This is a genomic window from Mycobacterium sp. 852002-51152_SCH6134967 (assembly GCF_001667105.1).
Lineage (GTDB): Bacteria > Actinomycetota > Actinomycetes > Mycobacteriales > Mycobacteriaceae > Mycobacterium > Mycobacterium neumannii_A.
On record NZ_LZIK01000016.1, the window covers coordinates 156,893 to 172,837 of the forward strand.

Sequence of the window (15,945 nt, forward strand, 5' to 3'; positions counted from 1 at the left end):
GTCGGGGCCTCGACGCCCCTATGGTGTTAGAGCGGGGTCGAAGGGAAGGCGAGCAGTGGCTGGGAGATCTGGGGATTCTGGCGCCAAACGTGTAGTGGTCTGGGGCACCGGATTCGTGGGCAAGATGGTGATCCCCGAGATCGTCGAACACCCCCTGTTCGAGCTGGTCGGCGTCGGCGTGAACGACCCTGACAAGGTCGGCCGCGACGTCGGTGAGATCTGCGGGCTGGTCACGGAGTTGGGGCTGGCCGCGACCGACGACGTCGATGCGCTGATCGCGCTGAAACCCGATGCGCTGGTGCATTACGGACCGACAGCCAATCACGCCGACGACAACATCGCACTGATCACCCGCTTCCTTCGGGCCGGCATCGACGTCTGTTCGACCGCGATGACGCCCTGGATCTGGCCCACGATGCATCTGAACCCGCCGAACTGGATCGAACCCATCACCGAAGCCTGCGAACTCGGCGAATCGTCGTGCCTGACCACCGGCATCGACCCCGGGTTCGCCAACGATCTGTTTCCGATGACGCTGATGGGCCTGTGTTCGGAGGTGCGCAAGGTTCGTGCCTCCGAACTGCTCGACTACACCAACTACGAAGGCGACTACGACCGCGAGATGGGCATCGGCAAGCCACCCGAGTACCGTCCGCTTCTCGAGAATCCCGACATCCTGATATTCGCCTGGGGCGCAACCGTTCCGATGATTGCCCATGCCGCAGGCATCATGCTCGACGAGATGACCACCACATGGGACAAGTGGGTGACGCCGACCGAACGCAAGACCGCCAAGGGCATCATCGCCCCGGGTAACGTCGCGGCCGTGCGCTTTACGATCAACGGGGTGTACCAGGGCGAGACCCGCATCCAGCTCGAACACGTCAACCGGATCGGTCACGACGCGGCGCCCGACTGGCCGTCGGGCAACGAGAACGACGTCTACCGCGTCGACATCGAGGGCACACCCAGCATCTTCCAGGAGACCGCGTTCCGTTTCACCGACGGTTCCGGGCGCGACGCCGCCGCGGCCGGATGCCTGGCGACCGGCCTGCGCGCGCTCAACGCGGTGCCCGCGGTCAACGACCTCTCGCCCGGCTGGGTGACGGCATTGGATTTGCCATTGATTCCGGGCGCAGGCACCATCCGCTGATGGCCGATGGGATAGGGCTGTCGGTTGGCGCGACCAACCTGGCGGCCGTCGTCGTGGGCAGATCGGCCCTGACCCGGTCGCCGGTGTTGACGCGGTTCCCGCACCGGCCGCCCGAGGTCGGCGTGCCCAGCGAAAACCCCAACCTCGACGAACGCGGCCTGATCCTGACCGATTTCGTCGACCGGGTCGGCGACCATGTCGGCATCGTTGCCGCCGACGGTTCCACTCACAAGGCAGAAGTCGTGCTCGCCGACGCCCTGCGGGCGATGCTTCACGCGGTCGGGGGCGGCCGAAGCCCTGGCGGCAACATCGCGGTGACGCACCCGGCGCACTGGCGGCCCGCATCCGTCGACGCGCTGCGCGGCGCGCTGGCCGCCATTCCCGAGTTTTCGCGGCCCCGGACGGCGCCCGTGGTCTCCGACGCGGTGGCGGCGCTGACCTCGCTGCAGGACGAACCGGGGGTGCCCAACCGCGGCGTCATCGCGCTCTGCGACTTCGGCGGGACCGGAACGAGCGTCAGCCTGTTCGATGCCGGTAACGGTTACGCGCAGATCGGCGAGACCGTCCGCCACCACGACCTGTCCGGTGACCTGGTCGACCAGGCGCTGCTGACCCACGTCCTCGAGGATCTGTCGGCGGCCGGGGCCGTCGATCTGTCCAGCACCTCGGCGATCGGCTCGCTGTCGCGGTTGCGAGCGCAGTGCCGCAGCGCCAAGGAGCGGCTGTCCACGGCGACGTTCACCTCGCTGGTGGCCGAATTGCCCGGGCACCGCAGCGACGTGCGGCTGACCCGCACCGAACTCGACGAAGCGCTGAGCGGACCCCTCACGGGCTTCGCGAACACCCTGCAGGAGACCCTGGAGCGCAACGGAATTCGTGAACTTGCGGCCGTCGCGTCGGTCGGCGGCGGGGCGCGGATCCCGATCGTCACCACCACGCTCTCGGAGCGGTTCCGGGCGCCGGTCATCACCTCGGCCCACCCCGAATTGGCAGCGGCCGTAGGCGCCGGATTGGCCGCCGTGCGAGGCACCGTGGAAGAGGGGATGACCGCGATGTCCGCGGCGCCCGGGGCTGCGGCTGCCGCCGCCGCGGCGACGGCGATGGCCCCCGAGGTCGGCTCCCCGGGCGACGAGGGGGCACCACAGTCGGGTTCCTTCGGGGCGTTGGCCTGGTCGGACGCCGAGGAGTTGCCTGACGTCCCCGAGGGCATGGCAACGGATCCCTACGACTACGGACCGCCCGCGGGAGCCGGCGAGGTGCGGCCGCAGATGCAGTTCGGAGACGACGAGTCCTGGGATGACCTGCCGCCGCGACCGGTGCCGTGGTACCGCAATCCGGCGGTCCCGCTGGCAGGCGGTGTCCTCGTGGTGCTGGCGGCGCTGGTGGCCGCGGTGCTGTGGGTGATGTCCGGCGACGAGTCCGCACCCGATCCCGCGTCGACCACCCCACCGCCGATGACGGTCACCCCGCGGCCCACGACACCGACCACCGCCGAGCCGCCGCCACCACCGCCCGCCACCCAGGCGCCGCAGACCGTCTACCGGCCGCCTCCGCCGGTGACCCGGACGGTCACCGAACCGCCCCCGTCGCCCGAACCGCCACCTCCCCCTCCGCCGTCGCCGGAGCCCCCGCCGCCGACGACGGAGCCGCCGCCGACGACCGAGCCGCCGCCGACCACCCAGCCACCGCCGTGGAGCCCGACGGCGCCGTATCCGACCATCCCAGGTCTTCCGTGGGTGCCCGCTCCGCAACTACCCGGTCAGCCGGGACCGTAGGGTAGTTCGGACGGCTGGCAAGATTTCGGCGGTACTGCCAATTATTGCCACCAATTGGTAGGGTGCCGGCATGCATACGGTCGCGGTTGTCGCGCTGCCGAACACGATCGCGTTCGACCTGGCGACGGCGGTCGAGGTGTTCGGCCGCGTTCGACTGCCCTCAGGGGAGCCGGGATACCGGGTCATGGTGTGTGCGACGGCTCCGGTGGTGACCGCAGGTCCACTCGCCATCGCGAGCGACCGCGGAATCGCAGATCTGCGGCGCGCCGACACCATCGTGGTGCCCGGCTGCGACGACCTGGACACCCCGCCGCCCGATGAGCTCGTCGACGCGCTGCGATCGGCCCACCGCGGGGGAGCGCGGGTCGCATCCATCTGCACGGGCGCGTTCACGCTCGCGGAGGCGGGACTGCTCGACGGTAGGCGGGCCACCACCCATTGGGTGGCCGCCGACCTGTTCCGTGCGCGGTATCCCGATGTGCACCTCGATCCCGACGTCCTCTACGTCGACGAGGGCGACATCTTGTCGTCGGCCGGCGCGTCGGCCGGGCTCGACCTGTGTCTGCACATGGTGGCGCTCGATCACGGCAGCGCGATGGCCGCCGATGCCGCCCGCATGGCGGTCGCGCCATTGCACCGCAGCGGAGGCCAGGCCCAGTTCATCGTGCGAAACCGCCCGGCGGTCAACAGCATTGCCGAGCAGACCACGCTCGACGACCTGCTGGCATGGCTCGAACACAACGCGCACCGCGACCTCACACTGCACGACCTGGCCGCGCAAGCGGCGCTCAGTGTGCGAACCCTCAACCGTCGCTTCCAGGCCGAGACGGGGCAGACGCCAATGCAGTGGCTGACGGGCGTGCGCATCCGCCATGCGCAGCAGTTGTTGGAGAGCACCGACCACGGTGTCGAACGCATCGGCCGCGAGGTGGGCTTCACGTCCGCGGCGAACTTCCGTGAGCAGTTCCGGCGACTGACCGGTGTGTCGCCGCAGAGCTACCGCAACACGTTTCGCGATCGCATCGCCGGCTGACGGCTCAGGGGTTCCTCGGCTTCTTGGTCAATACCAGGTGTGCCATCGGGATCTGACTCTTCTCGGGGGCCGCGGCGAGCCGGGCGGCCAGGCCTGCCTCCAGGCGATCGAAGAACTGGGCCGTCCGCGGATCGGCGGCGCCGCCCTCGAGTGCGGTCGCCAGCATCGGGAACACCGCCGCCCTGGCGAACGACGCCCATTGCGCCCCGAAAGTGGTTGCGTTGCCGTCGACTTGGTACTGCTGCCAGAAGCGGTCCCCGGCGTCGAAGATCTCGAGATGTTCGATCTCGAGTTGTTCGAAGCGGCCCTTCGGGGCGAACGGCGCCAGGAAATCCTGTTCCCGTCGGCCGACGATCGGGATACCCATTCGGTGCACCTCGTCGGCCGTCAGCAAGCCGTCGGCGGCCAACTCGTCGATCGCATCGACCAGCGCGCCGAGCACCTTGCGGTACCCCACCTCACCGTTGTCGTCGACCGCCGTCGTCATCACGACGAGACGACCACCGCGGCGCAGCTCCCGACCGCGGAAGGCGATGAACTCGTGCCAGTCGGTGGCGGCCTGCCTGGCGTACGCCGCGCGCACGGTCTCGTCGCGGCTGTAGGCCACATGGACATGGTCGGGGATCGGCGCGGGGACACGGCTGAGCCAATGGATGGCCCACGAACTCCAGCCGAGGATCACGCTGCTCGACGGCATGATCTGCGAGTAGAACGACCGCCCGATCGCGGAGGCGAAGGCCGCCGAGTCCTTGCTCAGATAGGTGTCCGGATCCTCGGCCAGGGTGCGGAACAGCGCGGTGAAGTCGTTATCCGGTACGTCGGTGTGCACGACCAAGGTGGGGTGATCAGTGCGGGTCCGCTTGCGCACCACCGCGATTGCCGCGCAGATGGGCAGAAGCGAGTTGTGGCCGGTCGACGCGCCGTAGTCGGCGATGACGAACGGCTGCGGAGGCCTCGGGATCGGAACGGCCGCGGCCGCTTCCTCGAAGAGCTTGATGGCTCCCTGCAGTCCCGCGGCCTGCAGACGCGAACCGGCGGTGTACGACCCGCTCTCCATCGGCTCGGGCCGCACGACGATGCTGGACTCGGGCATCGCGACCTCCGTGACGTGCGGACAACAGGTTCGGTCCCATCCGACCGTAGTCCCCGTGGGCCGTCGCCGCCGACGGAGGTCGACGTATCCAGTGCAACACCGCGCCGCGCGCAGCCTGCCGTGCCAAACTCTGCCCATGAGCGGAAGGGTCGGACCGCGCGTCGCCGTCGTCGTGTCCGTGTTGACCCTCGTGACCGCCGTCGTCGGTTTCATCGTCACCTTGGTGCTCAACACGTTCGTCCTCGACGATTTCGACGCATACGGCGAGGTGCCGATTCCGGGATCCGGAAACATCGAGTTGCCCGCGGGCGAGGTAACCGTCAGCTTCCACACCGTGACCACCGGACAACCCGCCAGTGGCTTCCCGATCCCCGCGCTCAGCATCAACATCGATGCGCCCGAGGGTGCGGCGGATCCCGAGGTGACCGAAAGTATCGGCGGGACAACCACCGTGAACAGCGACACCCACGTGCGGATCTGGGTGGTCCAGGTCGCCGAGCCCGGCACCTATCGAGTCTCGGCCGACGGCAGCGTGAACGGATACATCAACCCCCGCCTGTCCTTCGGCCACGGCAGTTCGTACGGCTGGCTGGCGTGGCTGTGCGGTGGGTTGGCCGCACTGGGGGTAATCGCGCTCATCGGCGCCCTGATCTGGTCGGGCCGCGCGGCCAAGGCGGCGCGCCCGCTGGCGCCGCACGAGATCATCAACGCCGAAGCACCGCCGACGCTTCGGGCGGTCTCGACGCCCGCGTCGGCGTATCAACCCGACGACCGGGGCGCACGCCTCGAACAGCTCAAGCAGTTGGCCGCTCTTCGGGATTCGGGTGCGCTGACCGAGGCCGAGTTCGAGGCGGAGAAACGACGCATCCTGGGGGACTAGCCGCAGTTCAACTGCCGCGGGCCACCCACTCGTCGTAGTTGACGAGTTCGTCGCCGATGGTCGTGGAGTCGCCATGCCCGGTGTAGACGACCGTGTGGTCGGGCAGCTTCCCCAGCCGGCCGGAGATCGACTCGAGGATGGTGGGGAAGTCAGAGAACGACCGCCCTGTCGCCCCAGGCCCGCCCTGGAAGAGGGTGTCGCCGGAGAACACCGCGTTCAACTCGGGCGCGTGCCAGCACACCGAACCCGGCGAGTGGCCGGGCGTGTGCAAGGCGCGAAGCTCGGTCCCGGCGACCCGCAGGGTGTCGCCGTCGGCGACGGTGCGGAAGTCGCTGTCCGGGTGCGTCATTCGCCACAGCATGTCGTCGGCCGGGTGCATCAGCACCGGAGCGTCGAGCGCCTGACCCAGTTCGGGCGCCACCGTCACATGGTCGTTGTGCCCGTGAGTGCACACGACTGCGACCACATGCCGACCGCCGACCGCGTTGACGATCGGTCCCGCGTCATGGGCCGCGTCGAACACCACCACCTCGGAGTCGTCGCCGACGATCCAGATGTTGTTGTCGACTTCCCAACTGCCGCCGTCGAGTTCGAAGGTGCCGTGGGTGACCACCCGGCCGATCGGTCCGCCGTTCATGATTCTCCGTTCTTCGCGCGAGCATTCCTCACAAGATCACCACCGAGCGCAGCACCTCGGAGCCGCCGTGCATCTTGTGGAAGGCCTCTTCGACGTCGTCGATGCCGATGCGTTCGGTGACGAACTTGTCCAGCGGTAGCCGCCCCTGCAGGTACAGGCTGATCAGGGTGGGGAAGTCGCGTTCGGGCAGGCAGTCGCCGTACCACGAGGACTTCAGTGCGCCCCCGCGCGAGAAGAAGTCGATCAGCGGCATCTCCAGCGTCATGTCCGGGGTCGGAACCCCGACCAGGACAACGGTTCCCGCCAGGTCGCGCGCGTAGAACGCCTGCTTCCAGGTCTCCGGTCGCCCGACCGCGTCGATCACCACGTCGGCGCCAAAGCCGTCGGTGAGGTCGGCGATGGTCTCCACGGGGTCCAGTTCGCGGGCGTTGATGGTGTGGGTGGCGCCGAAGTCGCGTGCCCACTCGAGCTTCTTGTTGTCGGTGTCGACGGCGATGATGCGCTTGGCGCCGACCAGGGCGGCCCCGGCGATGGCGGCGTCGCCGACCCCGCCGCAGCCGATCACCGCCACGGTGTCGTCGCGGCTGACCGCGCCGGTGTTGACCGCGGCGCCCAGGCCGGCCATCACGCCGCAGCCGAGCAGGCCGGCCGCGGCGGGGTCGGCGGCCGGATCGACCTTGGTGCACTGCCCCTCGTGCACGAGGGTCTTGTCCGCGAATGCGCCGATGCCCAGCGCCGGGGTCAACTCGGTGCCGTCGGTCAGCGTCATCTTCTGCGCGGCGTTGTGGGTGTCGAAGCACAGGTGCGGGCGGCCGCGCTTGCAGGCCCGGCACTGGCCGCACACCGCGCGCCAGTTCAGGATCACGAAGTCACCGGGTTCGACGTTGGTGACGCCTTCGCCGACGGATTCGACGGTGCCGGCGGCCTCGTGGCCCAGCAGGAACGGGAATTCGTCGTTGATGCCGCCCTCCCGATACGTCAGGTCGGTGTGGCAGACCCCGCACGCGGTGACGTCGACCACCACCTCACCCGGACCCGGGTCGGGAATCACGATGTCCACGACCTCGACTGGTTCGTCCTTCTTTCGTGAGATCACTCCGCGCACCGTTTGACTCATGAGTACAACCTATCGGCTGCGGGCAACACTGGGCATATGGCTGATTCGCTTCCCGCGCTGTTCCTCTCCCACGGTGCGCCCCCGCTCGTCGATGACGAGCTGTGGGTGCGTCAGCTGGCGGCATGGGCGGGTGAATTGCCGCGTCCGGCGGCCATCCTCGTCGTGTCGGCGCACTGGGAATCCGCACCCTTGACGATCGGCTCCACGTCGACCGAGACGCCACTGACCTACGATTTCTGGGGCTTTCCACAGCGCTACTACCGGACGACCTACGACGCCCCCGGCGCCGTCGACCTCGCCGCGCGGGTCGAGTCTCTGCTAACAGGCGACGGCCCGGTGCGCCATCACCCCGACCGCCGGCTCGACCACGGCGCCTACGTCCCGCTGACGGTGATGTACCCCGACGCCGACATCCCGGTGCTGCAGATCTCGATGCCGACCCTGGACCCCCGCGCGCTGCTGCGTCTCGGCGAGCGGTTGCGCCCGCTGCGCGACGAGGGTGTGCTGATTATCGGTTCCGGATTCACCACCCACGGGCTGCCATTCCTCGACGATTGGACGCCGAACGCGACGCCGCCGGACTGGTCGGTGGAGTTCGACATGTGGGCGGCCGAGAGGTTCGCCGCAGGCGACGTCGACGCCTTGATCGACTTCCGGCACCGGGCGCCGGGCATGCCGTACGCGCATCCCACCATCGAGCACTGGGCGCCGCTGTTCGTCGCGCTCGGCGCCGCCGGCGATCCCTCGCAGCCGGCACGGCAGGTGATCGACGGCTACTGGATGGGGTTGGCCAAGAGATCGATCGAATTGATTTAGCCGTTGAACCGCCCGGCGCGGGACTCCGTTGTGCAATGGACATCAGTTCAACACGCCGGAGGGAAACCGCTATGACCGATATCGACCACAGCCCAGCCCCGGACACGACCGAGGATTTCGCCGCGCGGATGGTGTCCGCGATCGACAACGCCAGCCTCGTCCTGCTGTTGTCGATCGGCCACCAGACCGGGTTGTGGGACACCATGGCCGGTTCGGCCCCGGCCACCAGCGCTCAGCTGGCCGCGGCCGCGGGACTCAACGAACGCTATGTGCGGGAGTGGCTGGGCGGTGTGGTCACGGCGGGGGTGGTCGACTATGACCCCGCGACGGGCGCCTACTGGCTGCCGCAGCACCGGGGCGCAGTGCTCACCCGGGCCGCCGGCCCGGACAACGTCGCGCGGTTGGCGCAGTTCATCTCGCTGCTCGGCGAGGTCGAGCAGAAGATCATCGGCTGCTTCCGCTCCGGCGGAGGGTTGTCCTACAGCGAGTACCCGCGGTTCCACACGGTGATGGCCGAGCAGAGCGGAGAGGTGTTCGACGCCGCGCTCGTCGACGTCATCCTGCCGTTGGCAGAGGGATTGCCGCAGCTGTTGCGCGACGGGGCCGATGTCGCCGACATCGGTTGCGGCAGCGGGCACGCGATCAACGTGATGGCCCAGGCGTTCCCGGCCAGCCGGTTCACCGGAATCGACTTCAGCGACGAGGGTCTCGGCGTGGGGCGCGCCGAGGCCGCCCGGCTGGGCCTGGCCAACGCCAACTTCGTCGCAGCAGACGTCGCGGCACTCGATATGTCCGAAAGTTACGATGTGATAACGGTTTTCGATGCCATTCATGACCAAGCCGCACCGGCGGCCGTGCTGGCGAACATCTATCGTGCACTGCGCCCGGGCGGCTGCCTGCTCATGGTCGACGTCAAGGCCTCGAGCCGGCTGGAGGACAACGTCGGCGTTCCGCTGTCCACGTATCTCTACACGGTCTCAACGATGCACTGCATGACGGTGTCGCTCGGCCTCGACGGCGCGGGGTTGGGTACCTGCTGGGGCCATCAACTCGCCGCGTCGATGCTCGCCGACGCGGGCTTCAGCGACGTCCAGGTGCGCGAGATCGAGACCGATCCGATCAACAACTACTACATCGCGCGCAAGTAGGCTCGGCGCGATGAGCGCGCTGGATCTTATGGACGACTGGCCGGTGCCCAACGCCGCGGCCGCCGTGGTCGGACCGTCCGGGGTGGTGGCCGAGCAGGGCGAGCAGCGGCGGCGATTCGAGTTGGCGTCGGTGACCAAGCCGCTGGCCGCACGAGCGGTGCAGGTCGGTATCGAGGAGGGCGCCGTCGAACTCGACACCGAGGCGGGCCCGCCTGGGGCGACCGTGCGTCACCTGTTGGCGCACGCGTCTGGTTACTCGATGCGCTCGTCGGAGACGATGGCCGAGCCGGGGACGCGGCGCGTCTACTCGAACTACGGGTTCGGGGTGCTCGCCGAGACGCTCGAGAAGGCGACGGGCATCGCGTTCGACCGGTATCTGACCGAGGCGGTGTTCGAACCGCTGGGCATGACCGACAGCGTGCTCGACGGCGGTGCGGCAGCCGCGGGGTACGGCGCGACGTCGACGGTCGCCGATCTGGCGGCCTTCGCCGCGGACTTGCTGCGGCCGGCGACGGTCTCCGCGCAACTGCATAGCGAGGCGATCTCGGTGCAGTTTCCTGGCCTGGACGGGGTGCTGCCTGGGTTCGGTGTGCAGCGGCCCAACGACTGGGGGCTGGGCTTCGAGATCCGCGGCGGCAAGTCGCCGCATTGGACGGGCGAGGCGAACTCCGAGCGCTCGTTCGGGCATTTTGGCCAGTCAGGGACGTTTTTGTGGGTCGATCCGGACGCCGATCTGGCGCTCGTCGTGCTCACCGACCGCAATTTCGGCGAGTGGGCGTACAAGCTGTGGCGGGCCTTGTCTGACGAAGTCCTGAGAGAATTTGCCGCAGACTAGCGCAACAGGCGCCTCACAAGGCACAATAGACACGCACGACACAGCTGTAATTTTTCGGTTTCAGAGGCCGCTTGGGGAAGACGTCCCTCGTGGAGCCGAAGGAGTGGCAAATGCGTGCGTCGAACCAGTTCGCCGAAGCGACGACGGGCGTGGTCTACATCCACGCGTCACCCGCTGCGGTGTGCCCGCATGTCGAGTGGGCGTTGTCGTCGACCCTTCAGTCGAGGGCGAACCTCAAGTGGACCCCGCAACCGGCCATGCCGGGACAGCTGCGTGCCGTCACCAACTGGGTCGGCCCGGTCGGGACGGGTGGCGCGTTGGCCAGTGCGCTGCGCTCGTGGTCGGTGCTGCGCTTCGAGGTGACCGAGGACCCCAGCCCCGGGGTCGACGGCCATCGCTGGTGCCACACGCCGCAGCTCGGACTGTGGAGCGGGTCGATGAGCGCCAACGGCGATGTGATCGTCGGCGAGATGCGGCTGCGGGCGATGATGGCCGCCGGCGCCGACACGCTGGCCGCCGAACTGGACTCCGTGCTGGGCACGGCATGGGACGAGGCCCTGGAGCCGTACCGCGACGGTGGTGCGGGCGCGGAGGTCAGCTGGCTTAGCCGCGGAGTCGGGTAGCCGACGACATCAGGCAGGGAGTCGGGTAGCCGACGACATCAGGCAGGGAGTCGGGTAGCCGACGACGCCGATTGTGCATCCGGCGACGCTTTTCGCCGGTTTTCCGTCGTAGTTTTCACTTTCGGCGCGGCGTCAGGATCTTGAGCGCGCCGGGCACCGCCGACACCTCGACCGGTAACGGGCACATGTACTCGCCGTCGGCGTAGGCGTTGATGCCGGGGGAGTCCACCGTGATCGTCTTGGCCCGTGCGGTGCTGACCTCGTCGAGGTCGACGTGGGTGCCCTTGAACACGGTGGGGAACAACCGGATCAGCCGGCTGCGCGACGCCGAGGCCACCATCGTGACGTCGAGCAGGCCGTCGGTCGGGTCGGCGCCGGGGCAGATCCGCATGCCGCCGCCGTAGCTGCGGGTGTTACCGAATGCGGCGAGCGTCAACTCCGTTGTCACCTCCTCGCCGTCGAACGACATCCGAAACGGCAGCAGTCGCAGCTTCGACAGTTCGGCGATCATCGCGAGGTTGTATCGCATGCGGCCGTGGGGCCAGCGCATCCGGTTGGTCCGGTCGGTCACCAGCGAGTCGAAACCCGCGGCCATCACGGTGCCGAACCACTTGTCGGTGCCGTCGGCCCCGCGGATCCGTCCGAGGTCGATGGTCCGGGCGACCCCGCCGGTCAGGCCGTCGACAACGACGTCGGCGGCGGCTTCGGGATTACGGGTGGGAATGTCGAATTCGCGTGCGTGGTCGTTGCCGGTGCCCGCCGGAATGATGCCCAACGGGATGTCGGTCTGCGCAAGAACTTGCAGCGCAAGGGAAATGATGCCGTCGCCACCGACGACGACGAGCGCGTCCATCCCGCGTTCAAGCGCGCCCTCGACGAGTTTGCGTGCATGCTCGGCGCTGGTGCCCGCGATCGCGACGACGTCCATGCCGCGCCGATGGAATTGCGCGACAGCGCGTTCGGCCGCGTGTGGTGCGCTGCCGTGCCCCGACGCGGGGTTCGTCAGCATCGTGACGCGACCGTCGATCGTCATGGGATCAACTTGCCCGGGTTGAGGATTCCCGCCGGGTCGAGCGTGTCCTTGACCGCGCGCAGGATCGCGACGCCGAGATCGCCGACCTCGTCACGCATCCACGGCAGGTGGTCGGCGCCGACGGCGTGGTGGTGGGTGATGGTGGCCCCGGTGCGCATCATTGCCTCCGACGCCGCGGCTTTCGCCTTGCGCCACTGCTCGATCGGGTTGCCCCGCTGCCCGGCGACGACCGTGAAGTACAGCGACGCGCCGGTGGGATACACATGCGAAATGTGGCACAGCACCAGCGACGGCGTGCCGGTTTCGGTCAGCGCGTTCGTCAGCGCCTCGGTGACGGCGGCCTTGAGCGCAGGTACGTTCGACCAGTTCGTCGCCGTTTCGAGCGTCTCGCACAGCGCGCCTGCTGAGAGCAGCGAGTCACGCAGATACGGCGCGTTGAACCGGCCGTGCTCCCATGCGCGTGCGGGTTCTTCACCCAGCGAGGTGCCGCCCGCGGCCTCGAGCACCGCGCGCGTCTCGGAATGTCTGCTGGCGACATGGGCTTCGGTGCCCTCGAACATCGTGATCGCCAGGCAGCCTCCGGTGATCTGCTTTTCGCCGATGCTGTCGGTGGTCGCCAGGTTCACTCCGGTCTCGGCCTCGTCGGACAGCCGGATCACCGTCGGTCCTGTCCCGGTCTGCACGACTGTGCGCAGCGCGTCGGCACCCGTGGCGAAGTCGGGGAACGACCACGCCTCGTAGCGGGTGGCTGTCGGGACCGGATGCACCCGTACCCGCACGCGGGTGATGACCCCGAGCACGCCCTCCGATCCGATCAGCAGTTGTCGCAGGTCAGGTCCGGCCGCCGACTCCGGTGCGCGGCCGAGGTCCAACACGCCGACCGGTGTAACCGCGCGCAGACCGCGCACCATGTCGTTGAACCGGCCGTAGCCCGCCGAGTCCTGGCCCGACGACCGCGTCGCGGCGAACCCGCCGATGGTCGCGAACTGGAAACTCTGCGGGAAGTGGCCGAGCGAGAAGCCGCGCGCGCCCAGCAGGCGTTCGGCGTCCGGTCCGGTCACTCCTGCGCCGAGTTCGGCTTCTCCGGACACCTCGTCGAGGAAGTGCAGTTCGTCGAATCGGCGCAGGTCCAGGGAGATCGCCGCGCGGAAGTCGCCGCGAATCGGATCCAGGCCGCCGACGACGCTGGTGCCGCCGCCGAATGGGACGACGGCGATGCGACGCTCTCCGCACAGGTGCAGGATCGCGGCGATCTCCTCTTCGGTGCCCGGCAGCACCACCGCGTCCGGCGCGTCCTGCTCACCGGGATCGCGGCGACGCAGCAGGTCCAGCGTCGACTTGCCGCCGGCCCGGAGCAGACGGCCCTGATCGTCGACGCGGCAGTAGTCCCGTCCGACGATGCCGGTGAGTGCGTCGCGGTCCTCGTCGGTCAGCGCCGACGGGCGCAGTCGCACCTGTTCGGGTTCGAGTTCTTGGGTGGTCGACGTCTCTACGCCGAGCGCCTGTTCGAGCAGCGTCCGGATGCCGTCTGACAACGGTTTCGCCTCGGCGGGGTCACCCCAGGCGTTCCACTTCATCGGGGGCAGGAGAGCGGTCGAGTGAGCATCCGGACGCGTCATGCGTTACAGTATTACACATGTCGTCAATCCGTAACGATGACTCGACGGTCGAGGCGCGCATCATCGATGCCGCGGCGGCCTGCGTGCTCGCGGTGGGGGTCAAGCGGGTCACGCTGACCGACATCGCCCGGCGTGCGCGCATGAGCCGCCCGACCATCTATCGCAGGTGGTCCGATACGAACGGGGTCCTCGCGGCGCTGATGACCGAGCGCATCGCAGGTGTGCTGGACAAAGTGCCCGACAGCGGTTCTGACCGCAGAGCGCTGGTGCAGCGGGTCGTCGACGTGGCCCGGCATCTGCGGAACGACGAGATCATCATGTCGGTGCTGCGGGATGCACCGGAATTCGCGATGGTCTACATCGCCAACCGGCTCGGGACCAGCCAGATGATCCTCATCGACGCGTTGACCCACGCCATCAAGCTCGCCCAGGACGACGGCAGCGTACGTGCCGGTGATGCGCGCCAGCTGGCCGCGATGTGCCTGCTGATCACCCAGTCGGCGATCCAGTCCGCGCAGATGGTCGAGAAGCTGTTGGACACCGATGCGCTCGACGCCGAGTTGGCGCACGCCCTCGACGGGTATCTGGCACTGTGACCGGCTCGACGGCTCTGAATTCCGCGCGCCGCAGCGCCGAACTGGCGGCGCTGGCCGACGGCGAGCGCGTCGACGTCATCGTCATCGGCGGCGGCATCACCGGAACGGGCATCGCGCTGGACGCGGCGACCCGCGGTCTGAGCGTCGTGCTGGTGGAGAAGCACGACCTGGCGTTCGGCACCAGCCGGTGGAGCTCCAAGCTGGTTCACGGCGGGCTGCGATATCTGGCGACAGGCAACGTCGGCATCGCCCGTCGCAGCGCGGTCGAACGCGGAATCCTGATGACGCGCAACGCACCTCACTTGGTCTCGGCGATGGCGCAGCTGGTTCCGCTGCTTCCGTCCATGAACACCGCGTCGCGGGCGCTGGTGCGTTTCGGCTTCGCCGCGGGCGATGGCCTCCGCAAGCTGGCGGGCACGCCGGCCTCGGTGCTGCCCCGCTCCCGGCGGGTCGACGCGCGCCGGGCCGTTGAGCTGGCGCCGACCGTGCGCCGCGACGGTCTCGACGGCGCGTTCCTGGCGTATGACGGACAGTTGATCGACGACGCCCGCCTGGTCACCGCGGTGGCGCGAACGGCGGCCCAGCACGGTGCCCGGGTGTTGACGCGGGTGGCGGCGTCGCACGCGACCGGCACCTCGGTGCGGCTGACCGATCAGCTCACCGGCGAGTCGTTCGACGTCGCCGCGCGGGCGGTGATCAACGCCTCCGGGGTGTGGGCGGGCGAGGTGGATTCCTCGATCAAGCTGCGGCCCAGCCGCGGAACGCATCTGGTGTTCGACGCTGCGGTATTCGGCAATCCGGTTGCAGCGCTGACTATTCCGATACCCGGCGAGATCAACCGCTTCGTGTTCGCGATGCCCGAGCAGTTGGGCCGGGTGTACCTCGGGCTCACCGACGAGGACGCCCCAGGCCCGGTCCCCGACGTGCCCGAACCCGCGCCCGAGGAGGTCTCGTTCCTGCTCGACACGGTGAACACCGCCCTGGATGTCGCGTTGAGCCCGTCCGACGTGATCGGCGCCTACGCGGGTCTGCGTCCGCTGATCGACACCGGCGCGGGCCGCACCGCCGACGTCTCACGCGAACACGCGGTCGTCGAATCACCCTCGGGCGTCATCAGCGTCATCGGCGGCAAGCTGACCGAGTACCGCTTCATGGCCGAGGATGTGCTGGACCGGGCGATCGAGTGGCGCGGGCTGACCGCGACCGACTGCCGCACCCGTAACCTGCCGCTTGTCGGGGCGCCGTCGAATCCGGTTGCCACGCTGCGTCACCCGACGGAGATGCCGGGTTCACTGGTGGCCCGCTTCGGCGCCGAGGCGCCGAATGTCATCGCCGCCGCCGCGTGCGAGCGGCCTACGGAAGCGGTCGCCGAGGGGATCGACGTCATCCGTGCGGAATTCGAGTACGCGGTGACCCATGAGGGCGCGCTGACCGTCGACGACATTGTCGACCGCCGCACCCGCATCGGCCTGGTCGAGGCCGACCGCGAACGGGTGCTGGCGGTAGCCGACGAGTTCTTGGTGTCAGCGCGCGAACGGTAGCCTCGCGCCTCTTTCGCCGGGGCCGACGAAATGGTCGATTCCGCGC

At 68.8% G+C, this 15,945-nt stretch carries 15 protein-coding genes; 10 read left to right on the top strand and 5 right to left on the bottom strand.

Annotated features, from left to right (window positions below):
• Positions 1–124 precede the first annotated feature (124 nt).
• From A5790_RS05360 to A5790_RS05370, 3 genes are all read left to right on the top strand, one after another.
• A complete protein-coding gene (locus tag A5790_RS05360; protein WP_066841819.1) occupies positions 125–1,153 on the top strand; it encodes a dihydrodipicolinate reductase in 1,029 nt (342 codons plus the stop codon).
• On the top strand, positions 1,153–2,928 hold the full coding sequence (locus tag A5790_RS05365) for an Hsp70 family protein (RefSeq protein ID WP_066841738.1): 1,776 nt from the start codon (positions 1,153–1,155) through the stop codon (positions 2,926–2,928). The genes A5790_RS05360 and A5790_RS05365 overlap by 1 nt, the downstream gene beginning before the upstream one ends.
• Before the next feature lie 70 nt (positions 2,929–2,998).
• Positions 2,999–3,961: a GlxA family transcriptional regulator gene (locus A5790_RS05370; protein ID WP_066841739.1), complete on the top strand. Its 963-nt coding sequence runs from the start codon at positions 2,999–3,001 to the stop codon at positions 3,959–3,961.
• 4 nt (positions 3,962–3,965) lie between these two features.
• Here the strand turns inward: A5790_RS05370 and A5790_RS05375 are convergent, their stop codons facing one another.
• Positions 3,966–5,054: an SAM-dependent methyltransferase gene (locus tag A5790_RS05375; RefSeq protein ID WP_066841740.1), complete on the bottom strand. Its 1,089-nt coding sequence runs from the start codon at positions 5,052–5,054 to the stop codon at positions 3,966–3,968.
• A 136-nt stretch (positions 5,055–5,190) separates the two neighbouring features.
• Here A5790_RS05375 and A5790_RS05380 point away from each other — a divergent pair, with 136 nt between their 5' ends.
• The gene (locus tag A5790_RS05380) at positions 5,191–5,934 is read left to right on the top strand and encodes an SHOCT domain-containing protein (protein ID WP_066841820.1); all 744 of its coding nucleotides are present in this window, start codon (positions 5,191–5,193) and stop codon (positions 5,932–5,934) included.
• Between the two features lie 7 nt (positions 5,935–5,941).
• Here A5790_RS05380 and A5790_RS05385 read toward each other — a convergent pair whose 3' ends face one another.
• Positions 5,942–6,571, bottom strand: coding sequence for an MBL fold metallo-hydrolase (locus tag A5790_RS05385; RefSeq protein ID WP_064418369.1), 630 nt, complete (start codon positions 6,569–6,571; stop codon positions 5,942–5,944).
• 28 nt (positions 6,572–6,599) lie between these two features.
• Positions 6,600–7,688, bottom strand: coding sequence for an S-(hydroxymethyl)mycothiol dehydrogenase (locus tag A5790_RS05390; protein ID WP_066841741.1), 1,089 nt, complete (start codon positions 7,686–7,688; stop codon positions 6,600–6,602).
• 36 nt (positions 7,689–7,724) lie between these two features.
• Between A5790_RS05390 and A5790_RS05395 the strand changes: the two genes are divergently transcribed.
• The 4 genes from A5790_RS05395 to A5790_RS05410 all read left to right on the top strand — a co-directional run bounded on the left by A5790_RS05395 (position 7,725) and on the right by A5790_RS05410 (position 11,110).
• Positions 7,725–8,504 (top strand): dioxygenase, encoded by a 780-nt coding sequence (locus tag A5790_RS05395; protein ID WP_066841742.1) that lies wholly within the window; start codon positions 7,725–7,727, stop codon positions 8,502–8,504.
• A gap of 71 nt (positions 8,505–8,575) precedes the next feature.
• Positions 8,576–9,652 carry a class I SAM-dependent methyltransferase gene (locus A5790_RS05400; protein ID WP_066841743.1) on the top strand — a complete coding sequence of 359 codons (1,077 nt, stop codon included), beginning with the start codon at positions 8,576–8,578 and terminating at the stop codon, positions 9,650–9,652.
• A 10-nt stretch (positions 9,653–9,662) separates the two neighbouring features.
• Entirely contained in the window at positions 9,663–10,487 is an 825-nt protein-coding gene (locus tag A5790_RS05405; protein ID WP_066841744.1) for a serine hydrolase, read from the top strand.
• 110 nt (positions 10,488–10,597) lie between these two features.
• On the top strand, positions 10,598–11,110 hold the full coding sequence (locus tag A5790_RS05410; protein WP_066841821.1) for a DUF3145 domain-containing protein: 513 nt from the start codon (positions 10,598–10,600) through the stop codon (positions 11,108–11,110).
• Between the two features lie 115 nt (positions 11,111–11,225).
• On the opposite strand, the gene A5790_RS05415 is transcribed toward A5790_RS05410, so the two are convergent.
• Together A5790_RS05415 and A5790_RS05420 are read right to left on the bottom strand one after the other, a co-directional pair.
• The gene (locus A5790_RS05415) at positions 11,226–12,143 is read right to left on the bottom strand and encodes a diacylglycerol kinase (protein ID WP_066841745.1); all 918 of its coding nucleotides are present in this window, start codon (positions 12,141–12,143) and stop codon (positions 11,226–11,228) included.
• Complete coding sequence (locus A5790_RS05420) at positions 12,140–13,720, bottom strand: FAD-binding oxidoreductase (RefSeq protein ID WP_066841746.1); 1,581 nt, start codon at positions 13,718–13,720, stop codon at positions 12,140–12,142. The genes A5790_RS05415 and A5790_RS05420 overlap by 4 nt, the downstream gene beginning before the upstream one ends.
• A gap of 59 nt (positions 13,721–13,779) precedes the next feature.
• Here A5790_RS05420 and A5790_RS05425 point away from each other — a divergent pair, with 59 nt between their 5' ends.
• On the top strand, positions 13,780–14,358 hold the full coding sequence (locus A5790_RS05425; RefSeq protein ID WP_066841747.1) for a TetR/AcrR family transcriptional regulator: 579 nt from the start codon (positions 13,780–13,782) through the stop codon (positions 14,356–14,358).
• Complete coding sequence (locus A5790_RS05430; protein WP_066841748.1) at positions 14,355–15,899, top strand: glycerol-3-phosphate dehydrogenase/oxidase; 1,545 nt, start codon at positions 14,355–14,357, stop codon at positions 15,897–15,899. The genes A5790_RS05425 and A5790_RS05430 overlap by 4 nt, the downstream gene beginning before the upstream one ends.
• Positions 15,900–15,945 lie beyond the last annotated feature (46 nt).